A 24,486-nucleotide genomic window follows, 5' to 3' on the forward strand; every position below is an offset into this window, starting at 1 on the left:
GGATCTGCACTTCTCCAGCACAGGCAAAAATGCAGATCACTGACTCCCTTCGAGATGACAACCACCTGCCAAAAGAATAGGCAGCTATTACCTAAGCAAATACCAGGCACTGCGGCTTCGAGAGCTTGAACTCCTTGCCTGTCTCCGCAATGATGTTCGTCTTCGGATCGCGCTTGCGAACCGAGATCGTATCCGAAACCTGATCGGCGACGAGCAGCCACTGCCCGGTCGGATCGAGCGTGAGATCGCGCGGCACCTTTCCTCCATACTTCGTGTGCCCCAGCAGCGTCAGCTTGCCGGTTGCCGGATCGATCTTGTAGCTCACGATCACATCGTCGAACCTGTCGGCTGCGTAGGCATAGTGCCCGGTGTGGTCGATCACCACGTCGCAGCCCGCATGCTCTCCCTTGTAATCCGGCGGCACGAGGCTCATCGTCTGGACGGTTTCGAGGCTGCCTGCTGCTTCATCCCAGCGGAGCGCGATGATCTGCGAACCCATCTCGGTAATGCAATAAGCGAACTTGCCATTCGGATGGAAACGCAAAGCGCGAGGGCCTGCTCCTGGCTCGGAGCTCCACTGCTTCGGCTCGTTGGGCGTAAGCTTCCCCGTCGCCGGATCGAGCTTGTAGATGTGAATACAGTCGAGGCCGAGATCGTTCACCATCAGGTGCGTATTGGCCGGAGACACCGTCACGCGGTGAGCGTGGGGCTTCTCCTGGCGATCCTTGTCCGGTCCATGGCCTTCGTACTGGAAATGGGAAACGGCTTCGCTCAGCGAGCCATCGGCTGCGAGATGAAACGAAGAAGCGCTGCCGCCGGTGTAGTTCGCACAGAAAACATTCTTCCCTGTCTTGTCGACGGACACATGGCAGGTGCCTGCTCCGCCTGAACTCACCGTGTTCACGGGAGCCAGCTTTCCCGCCTTCGCATCGACGGTGAAAGCACTCACACCGCCGCCCGGAGTTCCACCGAAGTTCTCCAGTTCGTTCGCTGCATAGAGATACTTCTTGTCCGGTGAGAGAGCCAGAAATGTAGGATTCTTCGAGGCGATCGCGAGGCCGATGCTTTCAAGCTCGCCCGTCGCGGGATCCCACCGGTAGGCGTAGATGCCGTCGCTGCCCTTACCTGTCTGCGTGCCTACAAAAAGCGTCCGCTCGCCACCCATTGCTGTTTTGCCCTCCGCCCACCAGCCCTGCGCCGCAAAGGGAGCAACCGCGAGCACCTGTAGAACACTGCGCCGATTCATCGTGATAGCCATGCCAACCATCATCTCCATAAACCGGAAAATTTGCCACCGGACTTAAGACCGCCTGCAAGCAGGCGACAGAAAGCGGCTTACTTCTTCGGCGCAGGATACTGATGCACTGTTCCGTCGCGCGGATTTCTGACCTCGAAGCTGCCATCCTGCCATGCCGTTACGTTGAGCGGATATCCGGCGTCGGTCCCCTTCAGATTCGCGATATGCGCAGCATCCGTGTTGTGCTCGACACCGCCTTCTTCAGAGAAGTGCAACTGCCAGAGGTCTTCAAGGTTCTGCGTCTTGCGAATGATGTCGAGGGTCGAGGTCGAGCCGCCCTTCTTCGCTCCGTTATCCATGATGTCCACGCGCGGCGTAATACCGTAGACGAATGCAGGGCTGCTGCTCTGGCTCCAGCCATGATGCGAGACGATGAAGAGGTCGATATGGCCGATCTTATTACTCGGGCACATCAGCTGCATCTCCTTGTCCCAGGTAAGATCGCCGAGATCGAGAATGCGCAGTTCTCCGAACTGGATCAGGACACCGAGCGAGCGGGCGTTCTCCGTCTGATCAGCAGGGCGCGGCTGCGTGATCGCACAAAAGCGATTGGGTTGACCCGCTCCCGGCAGAGGCTGGGAAATCAGGTTGCCGTCCGCGCTGATAACCGTCACCTTCAGGCCGGGGATGGGCAGCGTGTCTCCTGGCTTCGGCTGCAGATGGCCATAGTGGCCCGATGCGAGCACCTTCTGGTACGCGTCGTATGAGGCTACCGTGGCCTTATCGCTTGTCTCACGGTTGACACCGTGGTCGATGAAGGTGCCGACGGGAATCTTCGCTACCAGTTGCGGCACGCCGCCCGTGTGGTCGACGTGAAAATGCGTCAGCAGCACGTAGTCGATGCGGCTGATGCCGGCTTCCTTCGCGGCTTTCACGATGCGGTCGGCATCGCGGCCTTCATTTCCAGGCCAGCCGGTGTCGATCAGCAGCGAATGATGATCGGGGGTAACGAAGAGCGTGGACTGTCCGCCCTCGACATCGATGAAGGTGATCTTCAGCGCGTCATTCGAGGCAGCAGACGCGGCGGAGGCAGGCGCTGCGAAGGTGGTTGCGGCGAGTAGCGGAAGCGCTAGAAGCGCAGAGAGCAATCGAAAGGCACGCATAGGCATCTCCAGCACTGTAACTCCTATGCCGCTATTCGCGCACCTTTTCGCACAAAGAGAAAAGGCCGGGAATGCAGAATGCATTCCCGGCCCTCATATATTCCCGAGACCGAAACGCGGTTCTACGTTTCCGCGGGTCATAGCTTGTAAATCTTTTGGCTAGCCACACCCAACCGTACGATACTGTTTCCAGACAATAGGATCATCTGTCACATATAAGACATCCTCAGGCCTTCTTTGTTCAAGAATTTCTGTTATGCCATCAACAGTAATTACGTCATAGTTTGGATAGTAGTGGGGAAGTCTTCCTGGCGAATTACTTAGTTGAAACGGCTTGAGACACCTGCCCTTGCCACTCGCTTTTTGGATTGTTTGTTTATTCTTATCCTGCAACCTAAATTGCACGCTATTACCCCACAGCGTCGTGTAGTAGCTCACAGTAAGCGACACGTCGGCGCGTTCAACTCCGGCTGGGAGAGTTAACCATTTGGGGAGCCTGGACTCACTCGCCATCCTAAAGCTTGACTCAAGGCAACCACTCACCACACATGCAAAAATGCAAACTCCCGCAATGAGGACCAATCTCTTTACGCCGAGAAACATCTTAACCATCGCTAGTAAGTCCGATTTCGCCCCCCTGGTTTTCGATCAGCCTTCGAGCTTGCGAATCACCAGCTCGTTCAGCAACGCCGGGTTCGCCTGCCCCTTCGAGAGCTTCATGACCTGGCCGACGAAGAAGGCAGAGACCGTCTTCTTGCCGCCGCGATACTGCTCCACCTGCTTGGGGTTGGCGGCAATCACTTCATCGATCATCTTCTCGATGGCCGAGGAATCGCTGATCTGCTGCGGCTTTTCGCGCTCATAAACCACGGCGAAATCCTCGCCGTTTTCGAACGCGATGTCGAAGAGCTGCTTCATCTGCTTGCTGGAAAGCTTGCCCTCTTCAGCAAGGTCAGCAGCCAGCGCGATGCCCTTCATCGTGATGGGCGACTGCTCCAGCTCAAGTCCCTTCAGCTTCAGGCGGCTGGTTAACTCTCCCTGAACAAGGTTGGCGACGCGCTTGGGGCTCTTCGCAGCTTTCGCCGCCTCCTCAAACTGGTCGGCAAATGCGCGGGTTGCCGTCAGCGTCGCCGCGTCCTGCTCAGTGATCTCATATTCGGCCACCATGCGGGCACGACGCGCCTCGGGCAGCTCCGGCATATGGCGGGCAATCTCTGCCTTCCATGCGTCGGAGACGATAAGCGGCGGAAGATCCGGCTCTGGGAAGTAGCGGTAGTCGTGCGCCTGCTCCTTCGAGCGCATCGAGTAAGTACGGCCTTCGTTCGCATTCCAGAGACGTGTCTCCTGGATCACGCGGCCGCCGCCCTCGAGAATCTCCACCTGGCGCTCGATCTCGTACTCAAGAGCGGAACGGATGAAGCGGAAGCTGTTCACGTTCTTGACTTCAGCCTTCGTCCCGAACTTTTCCTGCCCACGCGGACGCACGCTCACGTTGGCATCGCAACGCAGCGAACCCTCTTCCATGTTGCAATCGCTGACCGCGGTGTAGAGCAGGATCTCCTTCAACCGCGTGAGGTACTCATAGGCCTCGTCAGGCGTGCGGATATCCGGCTCGCTGACGATCTCGACCAGCGGCGTGCCGCAGCGGTTCAGATCGACGTAGGTGCGCGTCGCCGAATCGGCAAAGCCGTCATGGATGCTCTTTCCGGCGTCCTCTTCCATGTGCAGGCGGGTGATGCCGATGCGCTTGATGCCGTTCGGAGTGGGCACATCGATCCAGCCATGCTCGCCCAGCGGCTTGTCGAACTGCGAGATCTGGTAGCCCTTGGGCGAGTCGGGATAGAAGTAATTCTTGCGGGCGAAGATCGAGGTCTCGCGCACCTGGCAATTGATCGCCATCGAAGCCAGCGTGGCGAACTCCACCGCGCGGCGGTTCAACACCGGAAGCGCGCCGGGCAGGCCAAGGCAGGTGGGACAGACGTTCGTATTCGGCGCAGAACCGAAGCGGTTCGCGCAGCCACAGAAGGCCTTCGTCTCGGTCAGGAGCTGGACGTGGACCTCGAGTCCAATAACCGGCTCGTACTTGGCCAGAATTTCCGGGGATAGGCTGATTGCGGTGCTCATGTCGTTGTAAAGAGTTTATCAAGCCACCGTGGAGCCGCCCGGCGACTCGAACCAAAACTGAAGTTACAGGCGCTACCCCGCGATGCAGGAGTCTAATTCGCCAGACGGAACGTCATTCCTGATGTGAATGGCGTTCCCGCGAGTCTGGTGCTGCCAGATGGACGACACCGGGGCGGAATGCCTCACAGCAGGTAAGACAGTGAAAGTTGCCGTTTGCGCCTTTTTCCTGGCAAGCATGACTGCCCTGGCTCAAGACCTTTCCACAATGTCCGCCCAACAGATGCAGCAGGACATGCTGGCTGCCGGCCAGGCAAGTCTGCAGGCAATGCAGGCGATGGAGCAGGCGAATCAGCAGATGCTGCTACAGATGCAGTCGCAGTCCCAACCGGCTGGCAGCTACATCGCCAATCCTGCCTCCTGGGACACATGGCGTGTTTCCTCGGGCGGGCATATCGATCTTTCGGTCAGGCCAGGCCCGGTCAAGCCCGGGACACAGGTTCGAATCAAGTGGCGCGGCAACGAGTACGCAGCGGTTTATTACACGCTCGACGGCTGGAGCCCGACTCCTGCATCGACCCGCTACACCGGCCCAATCACGATCACCGGGCCGGTTCACCTTCAGGCAGTGGGAGTCGGCTGGAACTCGTCCAGAAGCGCGATCATCGACGCCAGCTATGACACTCCATCGGCAGTGCGGTCAGCCGGCGTAACCGATATCGACACAGACGGGCTTCTGAAGGCCGGCACCAGGCTGAAGCTGAAAACTGCGGGAGAGGCCAGGTCCGACTCTGCAAAGACGGGAGACAAGCTCTCACTCCAGCTAGACGAGGACATACTCGAGGGAAACACCGTCGTCATTCCCAAAGGAACTCTCGTGGAAGCCGTTCTCACGAAGGTCGTTTCTTCGAAAGGCCCGCATCATCCCGCTTCGCTCGTCCTGAGCGTTCGCTCTCTGCAGGATGCGAAGATGCTGGTAAAGCTGACTGGCTACGAGACAATGGAAGGCATGCCGGCAGTGGGCTCCGGTGTTGCGGTCATCCACCCGGGTATTACTCTCTACGCGAAAGTCGCGCAGGATGTGAAGCTACAGCCTTAAGCCGGGCGATCGATCAACAGCTTTTGATCTGCTGATCGATCGCCTCCGTTTAGCGCAGGGGGAAGGACGCCTAGTGCTTGGCGTACATCTCCATCACGTCTTTCTTCAATTCCCCACCGCTTGAGTTCCGCGTGTAGAACATGTGTCCGCCCGGATACTCATGCACGGAGACCCGCGTGGGATCGCCCATGACTGGCATCTGGTCGACCGTCAGCACCGAGCCCATGAACGGGCACGAAAGGTCGTTCCAGCCATGCACGATCATCACGCGCAGCTTCGGATCCGCCGCAACCGCTTCCCGCAATTGCTCGGTCGAACCTTCGCGCAGCGCCGCATCGCGATCCCACAGCCGGTTTACGTCGTAGGAAAGCGCGTTGTAGCGCGCATCGACCTTCCAGCCGACGACACGGGTCACGAAGTCGACCATCGCAGTCGTAGTCGGTGCGATGATCGCCGCCAGAATCGGATCATTCGCCTGCTGGTCCGGTGAATACGGGAAGGGATCGAAGGAGGTCACGTTCGAGTCATAGATCGAGCCGATCTTGCCCTCTTCACGATGCACCTCGCGCAGGTAGGCCCCGATCTCCAGGCGACCGCCCGAATGCTTCACAAACTCGGGATCGAGCCCCGTCATCTCCGTGACCTTCTGAATCATCTTCTGGGTAGCATCTGCGTCGGCCCGGCCCTTGATCAGCGTCGTAGCGTATTCGCCCTCGTCGTAAGCGATCACATCCGCCATGGCCTGTGGAGTCAGCTTGTTCTCGCGCTCGAGGTGCGCTGCCGTGATCGGCGGCAGGGAGACCATCCAGGGAATCGGCGAGAGATCGCCATTGTCACTGATCGTGGGGTTCAGGTATGGAGAGACCAGCACCACGCCGTTCATCGCCACGCCAAGCTGCGACTGCAGGTAGTAGGTGATGCGCGGGCCGCGGAAGCCGCCATAGCTTTCGCCTACCAGGTATTTCCTCGACGCGATGCGGTTGTTCTTGATGAGCCAGTCGTAGATGGCTCGCGAGAGGTATTCGATGTCGGGAACGGTAGTGTAGAAAAGCTTCTTCGTCTGGTCTTCAGGAACCGACGAGCGGCTGAAACCAGTTCCAATCGGGTCGATGAAAACCAGGTCGGTGAAATCGAGCCACGAATTGGGATTGTCGCTCAGCGTCGTCGGGTCAGAGGCGCTATCGCCCTCGTTGCCCACCTTCAGCCGCTTCGGCCCGATTGCGCCAAAGTTCAGGTACACCGAAGAAGCACCCGGACCGCCATTCAGGGCAAAGGTCACGGGGCGATTTGCGCCGTCCACCGTGTAAGCCGTATAGACCACCGACCCGACCTGCTTGCCGTCCTTGTTGTAAGTGGGCAGCGTGCCGACCGTTACCGTGTAGTGCAGCGTTTTGCCGTTGATCTCAGCAGTCTGCTCGGTGTGCGCGTCAGCAGGCAGCGGCGGCAGCGAAGTGCCTTCTGCGGGCTTCTCTGTCTTTGATTCGGGCTTGGCGTCCTCGGCAAATGCACGGACGGCCATAGGGCATGCAAGGCTAAGGGCTAGTGCCGCACAGGCAACGCGGCTGAGACGATCGAAAAATTTCATGTGACTACGATATACCGGCTTCGACCCAGCCGGGATATCGATCAGCTATCAGCCCGCTCCACCGTAACCACGCCATCCGGCATGATGCCGGCATAGTAGCGCGCGCTGCTCCAGTCCCATTCGGTTGCAGATTCCACCAGCTTTGCCCTTACTGGTGCTTCATGCATGGTGCGTAGCGTCGTCTCAAGCCGCTCGGCGCCCATAATGTGCGTGTCCGTGTAATCGTTCTCCCAGACCGGCTCGGTGCTGCGGGCGGAGTTGTTGTAGCGTCTCTGGTAGCGCTGCAGCAGGGTTTCGACGGAGTTCGCCGCCGTATCGACCAGCGGCTCCACCATCAGCAGGCTGAAATTGTCGGGCATCAGCACATAGCCTGCGACCTTGAAGCGGAACTTCACGCGCACTTCCTCAAGCAGCCTGCAAAACAGGTCGCGGTGCTTCTCTTCTCCCAGCTTCTGTTCCCGGTCACGGCAGTAGCAATTGATCAGGTGCAGATGCCCCTTGCCGTAAACGCGTTTTTCACTCTTCGGCATCTTGTTTTCTCAGGCCCGCGGCTTCTTCAGAGCGCGATGTCCAATGTCGCGGCGGTAATACATTCCTTCAAACTGAATCTTCGCGATCGCCTCGTAAGCCTTGCTCAGCGCGTTCTCAAGCGTGTCACCGGTCGCCGTCACCGCCAGCACGCGGCCGCCCGCGGTCACGCAATGGTCATCGACCAGAGCCGTTCCGGCATGGAATACAACCACATCCGGCACCTTCGCCGCTTCCGCCAGTCCGCTGATGGGGTGACCCGAGGTAAACGCTCCCGGATATCCACCAGAAGCAGCAATCACTGACGCTGCAGCGCCCGGCTTCCAGCGAAACTCCGTGTCGCTCAGGCGGCCCTGCACGCTGGCCTCGAGCGCTTCAAACAGATCGCTCTCCAGCCGCACCATAATCGCCTGCGTCTCCGGATCTCCGAAGCGGGTGTTGTACTCAAGCACCATGGGGCCACGTGCTGTCATCATCAGGCCGCAATAGAGCACGCCGACAAAAGGGGCGTCCTCGGCAGCCATGCCTGCGAGCGTCGGCTGCGCCACGTGATGCAGCAACCACTGCGTCATCTCCGCATCGAGGATCGAATCCGTCGAATAGACGCCCATACCGCCTGTGTTCAAACCGGTGTCGCCCTCGCCGATGCGCTTGTGATCCTGCGCAGGCACGAGCGGAGCCGCATGCTTACCGTCACACAGCAGCAGGAAAGAAACTTCTTCGCCGCTCAGAAACTCTTCGAGCACCAGGCTGGTAGCAGCGGTACCCAGCAGCTTGCCGGAGAACAAGCCATTGATGGCGTTTTCCGCCTCAGCCTTCGTATCGCAGATGATCACGCCTTTTCCAGCGGCAAGCCCATCGGCTTTGACGACCAGCGGAAAGTGGAAAAGCCCCAGCGCCTTGATCGCCTCCTCGGCGCTCGAGGCTACCGAATAATTCGCAGTCGGAATGTTGTGGCGCTGCATGAAGCGCTTGGCGAAGGCCTTGCTCGTTTCGAGCATGGCAGCGGCGCGAGTTGGGCCAAAAACAGCTAGTCCACGGCGCTGCAGCTCGTCGACCAGCCCGAGCGAAAGCGGCAGCTCCGGTCCCACGATGGTAAGGTCGGGCGACTCCTGCACAACAACGCGCAGCATGTCATCCAGATCGGACTGGCTCACAGGGACGCAACGCGCAATAGCCGCGATACCGCCGTTACCTGGGGCGCAGACGATTTCTTTTACACGGGGAGATTTGCTCAGGGCCCAGATCAGGGCATGTTCGCGGCCGCCGCCGCCAATCACCAGCACTTTCATAACAATCCGATTCCTTCAATTCCTCTGCCAAGCCTACCGTATGGCGACACCTGCCGCCAAACAGCAGAAAGCCCTGCCGCTCGTCCAAGAGCGGCAGGGCTTCAAAAGGAATCGCCTAGTTAACCAGGGCGCAGTCGTGAATATTGTGGCGCTCGCAGACGGCAGAGAGAAGTCCGTAAAGGCCATCGAGCACCTCGCCAGCCGCTCCCAGCGCGGCTTCGCCGTGAGTTGCATCCACAAGCCGCGCAATCTGCGCCGCTTCGACGGCGGCATGCTCGCGATCGGCCTCGATGTGCACCGTAAAGTAGGCGTAATCCGCAGGATTCGAGAAGCCGTAAAACTCCTTCAGCCCATCGATTTTCTTTTCGGAAACAGCAGGAATCTGGCTCTCATACGCATACAGAGCGCACAGACCCGCCTCCGTGCCACGCGAACCGCAGCAGTCGCGGAAATCACCGATCAGCTTCTTTGTCGCGGGCCACTGCTTGCTGCTCTGCACCTGTTCGCGATCCAGACCGAGGCTTTCGGCGAACTGCAGCCACAGCTCAGGATGGTTCGGGCTGCCGGCTTCTTCATCGATCAGGTTGGTCAGAAGCTGGCGGCGCGTGACGGCATCATCCGTCTGCGCATGAACCGCGGAAAGATACGTCGGGAAGGCTGCTACGTGGTGATAGTATTGCGTCGCGTAATCGCGAAGGGCATCCATCGAGAGCTCGCCGCGCGACCAGGCCTGGTAGAAGGGGTGCTGCAGCAGATGCTGGCTGGCAATGCGTGCGTCGAGAGAGTCGAGAATCGGAGTGTTGGGGGTTGCGTTCATACTTGCCTCGCAAAAGTTCGGATGAGAGCAGGTTACTACGATTGCACCGGAACGTCCGGCGCCTGGAGACAATCAAGCTTCTCAAGGTCGCGGTCACGCACGCCTATCAGGTACAACAGGCTGTCGAGCCCAAGGTGCGTCAGCGAGTGCCCGGCATTCTGCCGCACCAGCGGTTTTGCGCGGAAGGCTATGCCCATACCTGCAAGGTTCAGCATCGGCAGGTCGTTCGCCCCGTCTCCGACGGCAATTACCTGGTCCAACAGGATGTTTTCTTCGCGGGCAATCTGCTTCAACATCTCGGCCTTACGCGCACCATCGACGATCGGGTCGATCACTTCGCCGGTCACGACACCATCCGCCATCGCCAGCTCGTTTGCGTGTACATAATCGATGCCAAAACGGGCCTGTAGATGATGAGCGAAAAAAGTAAAACCACCCGACAGAATCGCCGTCTTGTAACCCAGCGTCTTGAGCGTACAAATCAGCCGCTCGGCTCCCTCGGTCAGCGGAATCTTGCCCAGCAGCTCGCGCACCCGCGATTCCGGCAGCCCTTTCAGCAGGCCGACGCGGCGGCGAAAGCTTTCCTTGAACTCGATCTCTCCGCGCATGGCAGATTCGGTGATCTTCACCACCTGGTCGGCAACTCCGGCCATCTTCGCGAGTTCATCGATCACTTCTCCCTGGATCAGGGTCGAGTCCATGTCAAAGGCAAACAGGCGGCGGTTGCGGCGGAAGATGCTCTCCCGCTGAAACGAGATATCGAGCGGAAACGCCTGTGTCGCGGCAAGAAAATCGGCGCGCATGCCGTTTTCATTCTGGGCCTTGCCGCTGGCGTGCATCTCCACGCAGGCATTCGCTTGTGCCGTCTGCTTCGCCAGGGAAAGCCGGCCCGAGAGCCGCTCGATTCGATCGATGTTCAATCCATGGTCGGCGATGATCGAGCTGACTCGCGACAGGTGCTCTCCGGAGACAGCCCGGCCAAGCAGGGTGATAATGAAGCGGTCCTTCCCCTGCGCCACCATCCAGTGATCGAGCGCCTCGTGCGTAACCGGAGTCACCCGCAGATGCAACCCAAGCGAGGCGGATGTCTCCGAAAGCGCCGCCTTCAGCGGAGCAAAGTCCGAGCCCTCGGGCAGTTCGATAAGCAGCCCCAGAGCCAGCGTCTCGTGGACGAGAGCCTGCCCGATGTCGAGCACGCATGCATTGAACCCGGAAAGAATTCCAGTGAGCGCGGCAATCTGTCCGGGCCGGTCCTGGCCGGAAAAGTGTAGGAGAAATGTGTCGGTCATGGCCTGATTCCAGCCTACCAAGCCGGCGGAGATTGCGCTTTCAATGCCCCTTAGCCGTCGCTTAAATGTTGTCATCCCAAGCGCAGTGAGGGACCTGCCTATTGAAACGCCTATTGAGGCACATCACCCTTCAGACGGGCGAAGTTTCACCACAGAGGACACGGAGAGCACAGGCGAATTGGTGCCTCAGCAGCAGGTTTCGCGTCCCCGGAGCTCTCTGCGCCCTCCGTGCTCTCTGTGGTGAAAAGCCTTTGTGGTCTCGATCCGTGCAGGTCCATCACTGCGTTCGGGATGACAAACGGGGGTAAACCTGAGTCCCCAACGGAACCACAAGTACCTCATCCAACTGCTGACTTTGACCGCTGAAATGTCATAAAATTACATCGAAGACGATGAAAGCCCTGTATGTGCCTCCGTTTCTGAAGCGCTTTCGCCACGGCCGCCCGGATCGTGGACGTTCTCTTTCCCAGTAAGTAAGCTCCTTTGTCGGATGTGTTTTCCGGGTTGCGCCTTTGCGTTTACAGGCTCCGGAGTGAAAAACGCATCGCCCTGTCAGGCCTTTTCACCTCAAAGAGGAAGGTTGAGTCATGAGCAAATCCCTGAATACCTTTGGCAGCCGGACCAAGCTCGAATCCGGCAGCAAATCCTATGAAATCTATAGCCTTAGCGCGCTTGAAAACGACGGCGTCAAGCTGAGCCGTCTGCCCTTCAGCCTGCGCGTGCTGCTCGAAAACCTGCTGCGCCGCGAAGATGGCGAATCGGTCACCGCAGACGACATTCAGTTCCTCGCAAAATGGGACGCCAAGGCGGAACCGACCCGCGAAATCTCCTACATGCCCGCCCGCGTGCTGATGCAGGACTTCACCGGCGTGCCCGCAATCGTTGACCTCGCCGCGATGCGTGATGCCATGAAGGTGCTGGGCGGCGACCCCGAGAAGATCAATCCGCTGCAGCCGGCAGAGCTGGTCATCGACCACTCGGTACAGGTCGACGAGTTCGGCACCAGCAACGCGTACTCGCTCAACTCGCTGCTCGAGTTCCAACGCAACCGCGAACGCTATGCCTTCCTCAAGTGGGGACAGTCGGCCTTCACCAACTTCTCCGCCGTGCCTCCCGGAATGGGAATCTGCCACCAGGTGAACCTCGAATACCTGGCCCGCGTGGTCTTCACGCTGGAAGCCGAAGGCAAGACCATTGCCTACCCCGACACGCTCGTCGGCACCGACTCGCACACCACCATGATCAACGGCCTTGGCGTTCTCGGCTGGGGTGTCGGCGGAATCGAAGCCGAGGCGGCCATGCTCGGCCAGCCGGTTTCGATGTTAGTCCCGCAGGTTGTCGGCTTTAAGCTCACCGGCAAGCTCCGCGAAGGCGCAACCGCAACCGATCTTGTACTGACTGTCACCGAGATGCTCCGCAAGCTGGGTGTCGTCGGCAAGTTCGTCGAGTACTACGGTGCAGGCATCAGCGAGCTCTCGCTGGCCGACCGCGCCACCATCGCCAACATGGCTCCGGAATACGGCGCCACCTGCGGCATCTTCCCGGTTGACGCGGAAACCCTGCGCTACATGCGCCTCTCGGGCCGCAGCGAAGAGCAGATCGCCCTCACCGAGGCCTACTACAAGGCCCAGGGCATGTTCCACACTGCCGATGCGCCGGAAGCCGAGTACTCGCAGACCATCGAGCTGGACCTCGCAACGGTAGAACCCAGCGTTGCCGGACCGAAGCGTCCGCAGGATCGCGTGCTGCTGAAGGATACGGGCACGAGCTTCGCCAAGCAGCTTCCGAATCTCCTCGGCCCGAACGCCAACAAGAACGGCGAGCGCCAGGTCGTCCGCTGGGAGGGTGAAGGCGGCCATCCGGCTGAGGCGGTCGATTCGGCTCTGGGTGTCCATGAATCCGGCCCGACTGTTTCAGTCAAGGAGCGTTTTGGCGTCGATGTCGACAAGTATCTCGACAACGGATCGATCGTCATCGCCGCAATCACCAGCTGCACCAACACCTCGAACCCTTCGGTGATGATCGCAGCCGGCATCCTCGCGAAGAAGGCCGTCGAGAAGGGCCTCTCGGTTCCGCCGTGGGTCAAGACCTCGCTGGCTCCTGGCTCGCGTGTCGTGACCGACTACTACGAGAAGGCCGGCCTGCTGCCCTATCTCGACAAGCTGCGCTTCAACGTCGTCGGCTACGGTTGCACCACCTGCATTGGCAATTCGGGCCCGCTGCCCACCGACGTTTCCAAGTCGATCGAAGATCACGGCCTAGTTGTCGTCTCCGTGCTGAGCGGAAACCGCAACTTCGAAGGCCGCATCAACTCCGATGTGCGCGCCAACTACCTGATGTCGCCGCCGCTGGTCGTTGCCTACGCGCTGGCCGGACGCATCGACCACGACTTCGATAAACAGCCTATCGGCAAGACCAAATCCGGCGAAGGCGTCTTCCTCAAGGACATCTGGCCGAGCCAGAAGGAAGTGGCAGACGCGATTGCCTCCTCGATCGACTCGGGCATCTTCACCAAGGAATACGCCACCGTCGCTGACGGCGACGAAAACTGGCAGAAGCTACAGTTCCCGACCGGCGATGTTTACCAGTGGGAAGGCGACTCGACCTACATCCGCAAGGCTCCTTACTTCGACGGCATGCCGGCTACCCCGGCCCAGGTTGAAGACATCAATGGCGCTCGGGTGCTGGCTGTGCTGGGCGATTCGGTCACGACCGACCACATCTCCCCGGCCGGCTCGATCAAGGCCAACGGACCCGCGGGCAAATATCTTACTGAGAACGGCGTGAAGCCTGCCGACTTCAACTCCTACGGATCGCGCCGCGGCAACCACGAAGTCATGGTCCGCGGAACCTTCGCCAATGTCCGCCTGCGCAACAAGCTGGCTCCCGGCACCGAAGGCGGCGTCACGCGCCTGCTGCCCGAAGGCGAACAGATGAGCATCTTCGACGCATCGGTGAAGTACGCCGAGCGCAACGTGCCGCTGGTCGTCCTCGCAGGCAAGGAGTACGGTTCGGGCTCGTCGCGTGACTGGGCAGCCAAGGGACCGAAGCTGCTGGGCGTTCGCGTGGTTATCGCGGAAAGCTACGAGCGCATCCACCGGTCGAACCTGGTCGGCATGGGTATCCTGCCCCTGCAGTTCGCCGAAGGCCAGAATGTCGAAAGCCTCGGACTGACCGGCGAAGAGGTCTTCGACTTCCCCGGCCTCAAGTCGCTGCTCGACGAGAAGTTTGCCAACGGCCGCACGTTGACGGTCCATGCCAAGACGAAGGACGGCATCTCCAGGGAGTTCGAGGCAAAGGTCCGCATCGACACTCCGCAGGAAATCCTTTACTACGAGAACGGCGGCATCCTGCAGTACGTGCTGCGCGGACTGGCTGGCAAAAACTAAACAGGTTCCACACACGGACAAAGGGCCGCGAGTCATCGCGGCCCTTTAATTTGCCATGGCGCAGAAAATGTCATTAAAATAAAAGTGTCATACAGAGGAAATATGCCAGCGATACAAGCGACGGTTGCAGCCAACGGACGACTCGTCATCCCACTCGAACTTCGACGCGCCCTGGGAATCGAAGGCGGCGGCGAAGTTTTGCTTGAACTCGCTGAAAAGGAACTCAGGATAACCTCACGGCGTCGTCTGGCTGCGGAAGCTAAGGCTCGCCTGCTGAGCCAGATGAAAGGCAAAAAGGGCCTGGTAGACGAATTGATCGCCGAGCGACGCGAAGCCGCGAAGCATGAGTAGATTCGTACTCGATGCTTCAGCCCTGATCGCATTCCTGAACGAAGAACCCGGATGGGAGAATCTGCCGGACGATGCGGATTGGGAGACCGGCGCGCTCATCAGCGCGGTCAATGCAGCCGAGGTCGAAACTAAGTATCTGAAGGACGCACGAGAGCCGAAGTTCGTATGGGAAGCGATTTCCGCGTGTGTCGCAGAGATCGTTCCGTACGACCAGGAGCAGGCAAAGCTTTGCGGCGACCTGGTTTCGTCTACCCGGAAGCTTGGCCTTTCATTGGGTGACCGCGCATGCCTCGCTCTGGGACTGACGCTGGGTCTACCGGTCTATACAGCAGATCGCCCATGGAGCAAGCTCAAACTAGCGATTGAAATCCACTCAATCCGTTAATGAGAAAAGCCCCGGCAGGCCGGGGCTTTTCTCTTATCGATTTCAAAACCTAAACGCCGACGCCATATTCCGCTGCCTGGGATTCATCTCCAGCGTGGGAGTAGAAATCGCTCGGGGTCCGGCGATTGAACTTGTAGCGCATGCGAAGTTCGCGGCCCACATACACGCCGAGTGCTGCGACGCCGACTGCCACCGAGGCCCATCCAAGGGTCCGCAGTGCGATTACTTTTTCTTCCAACACTTTCTTACGAGAACCGCGCAGTAAGCTCACTGGGTACATCCTTCTTTCCGCGGCTCAGGCCGCGTTGCCATCATGATAGCTCAGTTCTATCGAACTAAAACCCTCTGTCGCCCTATATCCGTGTACAACTTTTGTCATATCAGGCAAGCTGTTCGATTTGCTGCAGAAGAGCTATCTTTCGGCCGGGTGGAAGAAAGCTTGCTTCGATCGAATTAGCCGCCAGTTCCCTCAGATGCTCATCGGTGAACTCGAAATCTGCCTGTGCAATCAGATATTCATCTTCCAGATCACTTTCAAACATCGCCGGATCGTCAGAGTTCAGCGTAATCATCAGGCCCGAATCGAAATAGCTCTTCACCGGATGATCGGACAGTTGCACACAACACCCCGTACGTACATTCGACGAGATGCAAATCTCGATGGGAATCTGGCGTTCGGCCAATACATCCATCAATTCCGGATCCTGGATAGCCGTCAGTCCATGGCCTATGCGCTCAGCACCGATGTTGATAGCCCCCCAGATACCCTCCGGACCGACCGTCTCTCCCGCATGAGCGGTAAGACGCAGACCGGCCTCACGCGCCTCAGCGTATAGTTCCCGAAAAGGCTCGGCTCCTGTCCGGCGTTCGTCGCCGCCAATTCCGATTCCAACGATCGACGGATGTTGCAAGCGCATCTCAGCCGCTTTGCGGAAGACGCGCGCTGCTTCTTCAGACCCAAAATGGCGAACGGCGTCGAAGATCCAGTAGGCCGTGATGCCGAAGTCCTTTTCAGCACGCTCCCGGCCACGCTCCATGCCCTCGAAGAGCGGTTCGAACTCCACCCGCTTCCAGTAATAAATCACGCCCACCGAGACATAGACCTCGGCATGTACAACTCCCTGTTGAGAGAGCTTCTCGAGCATCCGATACGTGATCAGCTCGAAATCTTCCGGCGTGCGCAGACGCTCCGTAACAGCCTTGAAGGCCATCAGGAAGCCAGTGAAATCGGTGTAGCGATAGATAGCCTGGGCTTCGGTAAGGCTTAGCGGTTCACCATCGTGGCGGCCGCTTAACTCAACCAGCGTTTCGGGAGAGACGGTGCCCTCCAGATGCAGGTGGAGCTCCGCCTTGGGAAGACGGCGAAGAAAATCGCGACTCAGCGGAGATTCCATGCGGAAGGCTTAAATCTGAATGTTGACCAGGTCCTCGACAGCACCCGGCGAGACGCGCGTCGTTTGCGGAGCGCGCCAGTGATCGATATGGGAAACCTGGTGCACGCAGCTGATGGTGCAGTTCGGCGCACAGGTCTTCTCAGTCAGGAATTCACGCTTCAGGTCGGCGGCGGTGTAATCCGACAACGGCACACCTGGGAAACCGCGCTGCTGCGAGCAGTAATGAACCAGTCCGTCTTCGCAGATGTACAGGTAGCGCGAACCGGCACGGCAGCGCCAGTCGTTCGGCTGGCCATTGGCGATCGCTTCCTGGAACTGGTTGAAGCGCGAATAGTTCTTCTTCTTCCAGCTGCGCATCTCTTCCCAGACGGCGCGCTCTGCATCCCCAAGGGGCTTTAGCTGCCCATCTCCGTCATGGATGATGCCGATGGTCGAGGTGAATCCTAACTCGATAGCACGGCGGCCAATGACAAGCGCGTCCTGCGGGTTCTTGATGCCGCCGCCGACCACGGAGTTGATATTCACGTGGAAATCAGCATGCTCTGAAAGCCACTGCAGCTTCTTGTCCAGAACCTTGAGGCTCTTCTTCGAGACGTCGTCGGGTTCGATGTTATCGATCGAAATCTGCAGGTGATCGAGGCCAGCCTTGTTCAGCCGCTTGATGCGGTCGGGAACGAGGAAATAGCCGTTCGTGATCATGCCGGCCAGGGCGCCGACCTTGCGGATGCGGGCAATCACCTGGTCAAGATCGGGATGCGTCAGCGGCTCGCCACCGGAGATCGTGATGATGCTGGTTCCGAGGCGTCCAAGGTGGTCGATGCGGCGAAGCATCTCGTCCACGGGAACAGGCTCAGAGACCTTGTCGTACTCGTTGCAATAAGCGCACGAAAGATTGCAGAAGCGCATGGGCACGATCTGCGCCATGACCGGATGAGCGGTCGATGCGAGCGCGCGGCCAACGAGAGACAGCTCACGGGCCTTACGCGCGGCAGCTTTCAATCGCCGGGCCGGCGTCTGCTTAACCTGGCTCTGCGGTGCGCCGGATGTCTGGTTCACTGCCATATCTCAATTATAACGGTGGAAAGGGTTTGTCCGCTGTACAACCAACAGGGTCAGCCCTTGTGTTTTGCGTCGCCGTCCTGCAGGTTCAACACCTGTTCGCGGCGGTTGCGCATGATGGTTACCGGAATCACTTTGCCCTTATTGGCGCGCATGGCTTTTTCCCAGGCGTTCATCGTCGGAATGACCTGCCCGTTCACCTTGGTCACCACATCTCCGGCATGGAACCCAGCGGCGGAGGCCGGGCTATTCTGCGCAACCCGCTTCACCAGCATCCCCTGGCCATCCTTCACGCCAAAATAATCGGCCAGCTGCGATCCCAGCGGATCAAGTTCCACTCCGACCGAGGGCGCGCCGAAATTAAGAACGCCGAAAAAGCCGCTGGTGCCCGTGCCCTTATGTCCCGACGGCGGCACGAGCGGATACTCCGGCGGATCGTCGCTTTCAGGATCGGGAACGGGAGAATGGTTCGACCAGGAATCCAGCGCCAGGGTGTCGCGGTCGACGAGCTGCACGTTAAAGTTCAACGGCTGGCCATCCCGGACGACCGCAAAAGCTACGCTGCCTCCGGGTGGAATCTCTTTCAGCACCCTGCGCAGCTGATCGCAGCTACCAACCGGCTGGCCATTTACCTGCAGAATCACATCGTGGACGCGCAGGCCGGCCTTTCCGGCAGGAGCATCGTGGTCGACGACAGTAATCTCAACACCGGTTGCATCCTTCAGCTTGAGTGCCGCGACGCGTTCGTTATCCAGGTCGCGCATGTCGATACCCAGATAGCCCTGCTGAGGATGCACGGACAACAGGACCCCGGCGAAATGCAGGCTCGCGAATTGCGCTTCAGCGGCTCCGGAAATCAAGGCAAATGCAAGAACAGCGACAACAGAAGTCCGTCGAATTGCGGGAGAACTCATTTCCGGCAATGACCTCGAAAAGTGTTTCATAAGACCCTCGGCCCAGCTCCCTCTGACGGGGAGATTTTCGGGCCAACCTGCAGCCGCGCCACATTCTAGTACCCGGACGCTGCCATATCCATTTTTAAAGACGTGGATGAACTTCGAACGTTATCCCGCCTGTGTTGCGACCAGCATAACCCGATGACGTGTCTGGCAGATTACGAAATCGGGTGCACTACTGGACCTGCGGAACGTTGTCGAGAATTTGCTGCGAGGCTGTACGGATCTCAGGGTTATCGTCCTGGTCGACAACGGTATGCAGCACCTGCCGGACGCTCGAATCTGCCTCTACCGGAGTGAGAAGACCGATCGCTTCGGTGCGGATCCGGGCCTCCGGATCCTTCATCAAGGCCTCGAGGACGGCGTCACGGACGCGCATGTCGTCGGGTACATAGGGCTGCAGTCCCTTGAGCGCTTTCATGCGTACCGTGGAGCTCTTGTCATAGAGGAGAGCAACCATGAGCGCATTGCGCGTAGGTTCGTCATCGCAGACCCGTCCCGCCTGGCATGCCTCCGCCAGCAGTCCGACCGAGTCGTCCCGGACGCCGGCATTCAGGCGATTCTGCGCACCAAGCAGCAGCAGATGGCGGATTTGCGGGTCGTTTGGCGAGCCTTCGATCGTGTCCGGCTCCAGGCGATTGAAGACTACCTCGACCGTCCCCGACTGTGGCTGCTGGATGACCTGGCTCACGCTGGCGATCTGCTCCGCCGCCGTTGCACTCGTCATGGCGTGCTGCAGAAAATCGACCTCAGAAACCTGGTGCTCGTGCGCTCCCAGGCGGTAGCCGCCGTAGGCCCCGGCGCCAAGCCCGGCGAGAAGCAGTGCCGACGCTGCCACAGGTGCCGCGCGTAACTTGCCCATTCCCTGCGTGAATCCTTGGCAGAAGCGCAATAGCCAGCCTGCATTCGGCATGGCGTCCAAAGCGTCCGCCAGCTTCATGCGGGTGCGGGCCATCAGGTTTGCGGTAGGCTCCTCCGCGGGGAGCAATGACATCGCCTTGGCCAACGCCTCGACCGCCTGCAGTTCCTGGCGGCAGGCCTCGCACTGCGAGAGATGCAATTCGAGTTGCGGCCGGGACTCGTCAGGGAGTTCGCCGAAAACGGCGAGCGCGATGATCTCCTGTGCATGTTCGCACGTCATGGTGGTTCCTTTGCCTCACTTGCCTCAAAAATCGCCTTGGCTGTATGCAGCTCGTTAGCGTACTTCCGCCAGGTTCGCTCGTAGCTTCCTGGTCGCGCGGAAAAGTGTATTTTTTGCTGTCTCTTCCGTCGTATTCAGCATTTCGCCGATCGTTCTCAACTTCAGGCCCTGGTAGTGCTTGAGCTCGAAGACCATTCTCTCGCGGGGCGTGAGCAGATCCAGCGCCTCGCGAATCTTGCCGCCTAAAATCTTTCTGCTGAGTTCGCGGTCCGGGTTGGCGCTCGCGCGCGTGTCCGAGACATTCGTCAGCAGATCAATTTCTTCCCCCGACGAGTCGAGGGTCACAGCCTGGTCTTCCTTCCGCGACTTTCTCCGCCGCAGCAGATCCAGGCACAGATTCGTCACGATCCGGTAGATCCATGTGTAGAAAGAGCACTCGAACCGGAAATTCCCCAGGTACCGGTACGCCTTCAAAAATGCTTCCTGGTGGATATCCTCGGCATCCTGCTCCGAACCCGTCAGGTGCAGGGCCAGCCGAAGTACCGCCTGATCATATTGACGTATGAGAGTATCAAAGGCTGTGCGGGAACCTGCCTGCGCCTCGCGAATCAGGTCCATTTCCGCCGCACGGAGAGCCGGATCGATCGTTTTGCCGGACGATTGGACCGGGGCTGGGGCATCCGCAGGAGTGCTGCCCTTCGCAGATGGCGACAGCAGTGACGGGGAAGAGAAACGAAGTACGTCTACAGGCATCGTGGTCCCTCTTTTTTGGGCAGACAACTCCGCCCATAAGACGTAAGACACAAAAATTCGTGAGCAGATGCGGTGGAAAAACAAAAGGTACCGATCCACTAAACTGCAAGCTATGAGATCAGGTCAGGCAGACAATGGGCAACTGTGGCCCGAAACCGGAACAAAAAACAGCGATGGCGATACTGTCACAGCCTACTGCGACGGTGGTTCCCGCGGTAATCCCGGACCCTCAGGCTACGGCGTTTACCTTGAGGGCGCGAATGGCGTCTCCGTTGGCGAGCTGAGCGAGTTTCTGGGTAAAAGAACCAACAACTTCGCGGAATATTCCGGCCTGCTGGCGGCGCTCGATTTTGCACTGAAAAACGGGCATCCGAAGCTGCGGGTGGTCGCCGATTCCGAGCTGATGGTGAAGCAGATCAAAGGCCAGTACCGGGTCAACAGCCCCGAGTTGCGGCCGCTTTACGAAGAGGCCAAGCGCCGGATCGCCCAGCTCGATTTTTTCCGGATCGAGCACGTGCTGCGGAACAAAAATAAAAAGGCTGATGAGCTGGCGAACAGAGCCATGGATCGTGGCATGGGCAAGACTTCGAGCGCAGCCACAGAAAAGCCGAAGCGCCCCGAGCTCCCCACCGTAAAGGGATTCGTCAAGAACGGGGTCGTGCACTTTCTGGAGGGAGAGCTGCCGGACGGCATCTTCGTAAAGGTAGTGCCGGATCGCCAGTAACTGGCGATCCGAGATTTATCGGCTACTTCGCGAGTTCTTCCTTAACGATCTCGCTGACCTGGCGGCCATCGGCACGGACGCCTGCGGCCTGCAGCTTGGCCTGGACCGCCTTCATGGTCGTGCCCATGTCCTTGGGGCCGGGCTTGTTTCCTGCCGCGGTCAACTCGGCGACCACTTCCGCCACGACTTCGCGGATTTCGCCTTCTCCTGCCGCCTTAGGCATGTAGGTCTCGATCAGGGCGATCTCGGAGATTTCCTTCGCCGCCAGCTCGGGGCGGTTGCCCTTGGTGAACTGCTCGGCTGAGTCGCGGCGCTGCTTGATCAGGGTGGTAAGCACCTGCAGGACTTCGGCTTCGGTCAGCGGGGAACGCTTGTCGATCTCTTTGTTCTTGATCGCGGTTTTGACCATGCGAAGCGCGGTGGTGCGCTCGCCATCGCGCGCTTTCATTGCGGTGACGATGTCTTTATCGATCTGGGAAACCAGGCTTACGTCGGTCATCGGATACTCCAAACTTCTCATTATAGAAAGAAAGCGGCCCCTCTGCGTGCTCGATACAATAAGAGGAAAGGATACCCAGACGATGGCCATAAAGGTTCGCCTTTTCACACCCGGTCCCGCTCGAGCAGATTGCTGTCCTCGGTCAGGGTGAGGAATCGTCGCAGTATCTCGCCGGAGCAGTAGCGGCGCGCTAAACCGTACTTCCCCTCCAATTGGCGATTCGATACTCAGCGTATCCAACCGCCCCTGTAACCCCGAGGAGTTTGCATGAAGATCGTTCTGGCCGAGAAGGTGTCTCCGGCTACGCTTGCCGTGTTTCAGAGTGAACCGGACTGGCAGATTGTGAGCCATGATCAGATTCAGAATGGCCTGGCGGCGGAAATTGCCGACGCGGATGGCCTCGTCGTTCGTTCAGCGGTGCAGGCAGACGATGCACTGATGGCCGCAGCCCCCAAGCTGCGTGTGATTGGCCGTGCAGGTGTAGGCGTGGACAACATCGACGCCGAAGCAGCGACCCGTCGTGGCATCGTGGTGATGAATACTCCCGGCGCAAACGCAATCGCTGTCGCCGAACTCACCATCGGCCTGATGATCGCCCTTGGACGCCAGATTCCCAAGGCAAACTCGACCATGCACGCAGGCAAGTGGGAAAAGAAGTCTCTGCAGGGTTCTGAACTCCGTGGCAAGAAGCTGGGCGTTCTCGGACTCGGCCGCATCGGTCTTGACGTTGCACGCCGCGCCCGCGCATTCGGCATGGAATTGATCGGCCATGATCCTTTTGTGTCGCAGGCCATCGCCCGCGAGAACAACATCACCCTGGTTTCGACCGAAGAGCTCTTCGCGCAGGCGGATTACCTCACGCTGCATGTCGGCCTGACGCCCCAGACGGCGGGCATCATCAACGAGAAGACCATCGCCACCATGAAGAAGGGCGTGCGCATCGTGAACTGCGCCCGCGGTGAGCTGATCGTCGATGAAGCGCTCGCGGAAGCGTTGAAGAACGGCCGCATCGCAGGCGCTGCGCTTGACGTCTTCCACAAGGAACCGTTGAAGGATTCGCCCTTCTTCGGGCTCGAGAACGTCATCCTGACTCCGCACATCGCGGGATCGACCAACGAAGCGCAGGAGGCAGTCGGTGTCCAGATTGCGCTGCAGGTTCGCGAATATCTCAAGCTCGGCGTCGTACAGAACGCCGTCAACCTGCCCTCGCTCTCACATGAAGAGTATGTGGAGCTCGCACCGTACATGACCCTGGCCGACCGCCTCGGCTCCTTCCTCGCGCAGTTCCCGGAAGGCAGCTTTGAGAGCGTTCACATCGCGTACAACGGCCGCATCGCTGAAGGCAAGACGGACCTGATTCGCAATGCCGCCATCGAAGGCCTGCTCGGACACGCTGAAGGCGTGAACCGCATCAACGCGGCATCCGTCGCGGAGGAGCGCGGCATTCGCATCCACGAAGACCGTAAGCCTTCGGCTTCCGGCGGCGCAGGCAATGTACTCAAGCTCACTGTCCACACCCGCTCGGGCGACGTGACGGCCAGCGGCACAGTTCTGCACGGCAACTCTGCTCGCCTGCTGAGCCTGAATGGTATCGACATCGAAGCGCCGCTTGAAGGCACCCTCCTGACCTTCCGTAACCAGGACGTCCCGGGCGTGATCGGCAAGATCGGCACCATCCTCGGCGACCACCAGGTCAACGTGGCGAACTTCGCTCTCGGCCGCGCCGGACGCGATCCTCGCCTGCCCAAGGGCACCGCGCTGGCAGTGGTTCAAGTCGACGGCAAGGTGACGGACAAGGTCCTCGACGTACTGCGCAACGTGGAAGCGATCATCGAAGTCCACCAGGCCAGCCTGGGCGAAAAGCTGCCGCCCGCGCCGGTAGAATAGTAACTGTAAGGGAGAAATAACCGTGCCGTTGTATGAATACCGCTGCAAGCAATGCGGTCACCAATTCGAGAAGATCCAGAGCTTCAGCGCTCCGGATCTCACTGAATGCCCGGTTTGCAAGGGAGAGCTGGAGCGGTTGATTTCCGCTCCAGCCATCCAGTTCAAGGGCGCAGGCTGGTATGTAAACGACTACGCAGGCAAAAGCAGCAAGCCGGCATCGAAGTCTGCCAGCGAAAACGGCAGCAGCTCAGGCGAGAAGTCGCCTGCTTCGAACTCGTCGGACAGCTCCTCGGGAAGCTCTTCCAACTCGACGGCCTCGTCCACGCCATCTACACCCAGCAAGAGTGAGTAGCCGGCCCGGCCGGCTACTTCTTACTTCTTCTTCTTCTTCGCAGACTTCTTCTTCGCAGGAACTTTTGCGCCAGCTTTACGTGCTTCGGAGAGGCCAATAGCGATCGCCTGCTTCTTGCTGGTGACCTTCTTCTTGCTGCGCCCCGACTTAAGCTTGCCTTCCTTCATGGCTTTCATCTCGCGTTCAACCGAGCGTGAGGCCTTCGGGCTGTACTTACGGCTGGATGCCTTCTTTACTGCGCTCTTCTTTGCAGCCTTCTTCGCAGGCGCCTTCTTCACAGCCTTCTTCGCAGGCGCTTTTTTCACGGCCTTCTTGGCAGGAGCCTTCTTTGCTGCCTTCTTCACGGCTTTTTTCGTCGCCTTCTTTGCAGCTTTCTTTGTTGCCATAGGTAAAATCCTCCCGGTGCTGGGAAGCAACGGGGCTTGGGCAGGTTGCCGCTTGTTTTGCCTCGCTTTGCGGCGCGAA

At 59.2% G+C, this 24,486-nt stretch carries 23 protein-coding genes; 7 read left to right on the forward strand and 16 right to left on the reverse strand.

Annotated features, from left to right (window positions below):
• Window positions 1-91: 91 nt before the first annotated feature.
• The 3 genes from LJD29_RS06105 to gatB all read right to left on the reverse strand — a co-directional run bounded on the left by LJD29_RS06105 (window position 92) and on the right by gatB (window position 4,524).
• Window positions 92-1,258: a lactonase family protein gene (locus LJD29_RS06105; protein WP_446744864.1), complete on the reverse strand. Its 1,167-nt coding sequence runs from the start codon at window positions 1,256-1,258 to the stop codon at window positions 92-94.
• A gap of 77 nt (window positions 1,259-1,335) precedes the next feature.
• Window positions 1,336-2,400, reverse strand: a complete 1,065-nt coding sequence (locus tag LJD29_RS06110; protein WP_446744865.1) for an MBL fold metallo-hydrolase — start codon at window positions 2,398-2,400, stop codon at window positions 1,336-1,338.
• A gap of 648 nt (window positions 2,401-3,048) precedes the next feature.
• The gene (gene gatB / locus LJD29_RS06115; RefSeq protein WP_446744866.1) at window positions 3,049-4,524 is read right to left on the reverse strand and encodes an Asp-tRNA(Asn)/Glu-tRNA(Gln) amidotransferase subunit GatB; all 1,476 of its coding nucleotides are present in this window, start codon (window positions 4,522-4,524) and stop codon (window positions 3,049-3,051) included.
• A gap of 265 nt (window positions 4,525-4,789) precedes the next feature.
• Here gatB and LJD29_RS06120 point away from each other — a divergent pair, with 265 nt between their 5' ends.
• Window positions 4,790-5,620 (forward strand): chitobiase/beta-hexosaminidase C-terminal domain-containing protein, encoded by an 831-nt coding sequence (locus LJD29_RS06120; RefSeq protein WP_446744867.1) that lies wholly within the window; start codon window positions 4,790-4,792, stop codon window positions 5,618-5,620.
• 70 nt (window positions 5,621-5,690) lie between these two features.
• On the opposite strand, the gene LJD29_RS06125 is transcribed toward LJD29_RS06120, so the two are convergent.
• From LJD29_RS06125 to serB, 5 genes are all read right to left on the reverse strand, one after another.
• Window positions 5,691-7,139 (reverse strand): S10 family peptidase, encoded by a 1,449-nt coding sequence (locus tag LJD29_RS06125; RefSeq protein WP_446744868.1) that lies wholly within the window; start codon window positions 7,137-7,139, stop codon window positions 5,691-5,693.
• Window positions 7,140-7,246: 107 nt separating this feature from the next.
• A complete protein-coding gene (locus LJD29_RS06130) occupies window positions 7,247-7,735 on the reverse strand; it encodes a transposase (RefSeq protein ID WP_446744869.1) in 489 nt (162 codons plus the stop codon).
• Between the two features lie 9 nt (window positions 7,736-7,744).
• Window positions 7,745-9,025 carry a phosphoribosylamine--glycine ligase gene (gene purD / locus LJD29_RS06135; RefSeq protein ID WP_446744870.1) on the reverse strand — a complete coding sequence of 427 codons (1,281 nt, stop codon included), beginning with the start codon at window positions 9,023-9,025 and terminating at the stop codon, window positions 7,745-7,747.
• A 115-nt stretch (window positions 9,026-9,140) separates the two neighbouring features.
• Window positions 9,141-9,842 (reverse strand): CADD family putative folate metabolism protein, encoded by a 702-nt coding sequence (locus LJD29_RS06140; protein ID WP_446744871.1) that lies wholly within the window; start codon window positions 9,840-9,842, stop codon window positions 9,141-9,143.
• Between the two features lie 35 nt (window positions 9,843-9,877).
• Window positions 9,878-11,131: a phosphoserine phosphatase SerB gene (gene serB / locus LJD29_RS06145; protein ID WP_446744872.1), complete on the reverse strand. Its 1,254-nt coding sequence runs from the start codon at window positions 11,129-11,131 to the stop codon at window positions 9,878-9,880.
• Between the two features lie 587 nt (window positions 11,132-11,718).
• Here serB and acnA point away from each other — a divergent pair.
• The 3 genes from acnA (at window position 11,719) to LJD29_RS06160 (ending at window position 15,256) form a co-directional block, all read left to right on the forward strand.
• The gene (acnA, locus tag LJD29_RS06150) at window positions 11,719-14,520 is read left to right on the forward strand and encodes an aconitate hydratase AcnA (RefSeq protein ID WP_446744873.1); all 2,802 of its coding nucleotides are present in this window, start codon (window positions 11,719-11,721) and stop codon (window positions 14,518-14,520) included.
• 102 nt (window positions 14,521-14,622) lie between these two features.
• On the forward strand, window positions 14,623-14,871 hold the full coding sequence (locus LJD29_RS06155) for an AbrB/MazE/SpoVT family DNA-binding domain-containing protein (RefSeq protein ID WP_446744874.1): 249 nt from the start codon (window positions 14,623-14,625) through the stop codon (window positions 14,869-14,871).
• Window positions 14,864-15,256, forward strand: a complete 393-nt coding sequence (locus LJD29_RS06160) for a type II toxin-antitoxin system VapC family toxin (RefSeq protein WP_446744875.1) — start codon at window positions 14,864-14,866, stop codon at window positions 15,254-15,256. Before LJD29_RS06155 ends, LJD29_RS06160 begins: the two co-directional genes overlap by 8 nt.
• 49 nt (window positions 15,257-15,305) lie before the next feature.
• Here the strand turns inward: LJD29_RS06160 and LJD29_RS06165 are convergent, their stop codons facing one another.
• The 6 genes from LJD29_RS06165 to LJD29_RS06190 all read right to left on the reverse strand — a co-directional run bounded on the left by LJD29_RS06165 (window position 15,306) and on the right by LJD29_RS06190 (window position 20,559).
• Window positions 15,306-15,527, reverse strand: coding sequence for a hypothetical protein (locus LJD29_RS06165; RefSeq protein WP_446744876.1), 222 nt, complete (start codon window positions 15,525-15,527; stop codon window positions 15,306-15,308).
• 109 nt (window positions 15,528-15,636) lie between these two features.
• A complete protein-coding gene (gene add, locus LJD29_RS06170) occupies window positions 15,637-16,650 on the reverse strand; it encodes an adenosine deaminase (RefSeq protein ID WP_446744877.1) in 1,014 nt (337 codons plus the stop codon).
• 9 nt (window positions 16,651-16,659) lie between these two features.
• Window positions 16,660-17,706, reverse strand: a complete 1,047-nt coding sequence (locus LJD29_RS06175) for a radical SAM protein (RefSeq protein WP_446744878.1) — start codon at window positions 17,704-17,706, stop codon at window positions 16,660-16,662.
• Between the two features lie 56 nt (window positions 17,707-17,762).
• Complete coding sequence (locus LJD29_RS06180) at window positions 17,763-18,623, reverse strand: PDZ domain-containing protein (RefSeq protein WP_446744879.1); 861 nt, start codon at window positions 18,621-18,623, stop codon at window positions 17,763-17,765.
• A 217-nt stretch (window positions 18,624-18,840) separates the two neighbouring features.
• Window positions 18,841-19,806: an anti-sigma factor family protein gene (locus LJD29_RS06185; RefSeq protein ID WP_446744880.1), complete on the reverse strand. Its 966-nt coding sequence runs from the start codon at window positions 19,804-19,806 to the stop codon at window positions 18,841-18,843.
• Window positions 19,807-19,860: 54 nt separating this feature from the next.
• A complete protein-coding gene (locus tag LJD29_RS06190; RefSeq protein WP_446744881.1) occupies window positions 19,861-20,559 on the reverse strand; it encodes an RNA polymerase sigma factor in 699 nt (232 codons plus the stop codon).
• Between the two features lie 67 nt (window positions 20,560-20,626).
• Between LJD29_RS06190 and LJD29_RS06195 the strand changes: the two genes are divergently transcribed.
• On the forward strand, window positions 20,627-21,283 hold the full coding sequence (locus LJD29_RS06195) for a ribonuclease HI family protein (RefSeq protein WP_446744882.1): 657 nt from the start codon (window positions 20,627-20,629) through the stop codon (window positions 21,281-21,283).
• A 22-nt stretch (window positions 21,284-21,305) separates the two neighbouring features.
• On the opposite strand, the gene LJD29_RS06200 is transcribed toward LJD29_RS06195, so the two are convergent.
• Entirely contained in the window at window positions 21,306-21,782 is a 477-nt protein-coding gene (locus tag LJD29_RS06200) for a GatB/YqeY domain-containing protein (protein ID WP_446744883.1), read from the reverse strand.
• Window positions 21,783-22,049: 267 nt separating this feature from the next.
• On the opposite strand from LJD29_RS06200, the gene serA reads away from it, so the two are divergent.
• Complete coding sequence (gene serA / locus LJD29_RS06205) at window positions 22,050-23,669, forward strand: phosphoglycerate dehydrogenase (protein WP_446744884.1); 1,620 nt, start codon at window positions 22,050-22,052, stop codon at window positions 23,667-23,669.
• Window positions 23,670-23,691: 22 nt separating this feature from the next.
• Window positions 23,692-24,021, forward strand: a complete 330-nt coding sequence (locus tag LJD29_RS06210) for an FmdB family zinc ribbon protein (RefSeq protein WP_446744885.1) — start codon at window positions 23,692-23,694, stop codon at window positions 24,019-24,021.
• A gap of 20 nt (window positions 24,022-24,041) precedes the next feature.
• Here the strand turns inward: LJD29_RS06210 and LJD29_RS06215 are convergent, their stop codons facing one another.
• Entirely contained in the window at window positions 24,042-24,407 is a 366-nt protein-coding gene (locus LJD29_RS06215) for a DUF6496 domain-containing protein (RefSeq protein ID WP_446744886.1), read from the reverse strand.
• Window positions 24,408-24,486 lie beyond the last annotated feature (79 nt).

This window comes from Silvibacterium acidisoli (assembly GCA_022870745.1).
GTDB lineage: Bacteria > Acidobacteriota > Terriglobia > Terriglobales > Acidobacteriaceae > Silvibacterium.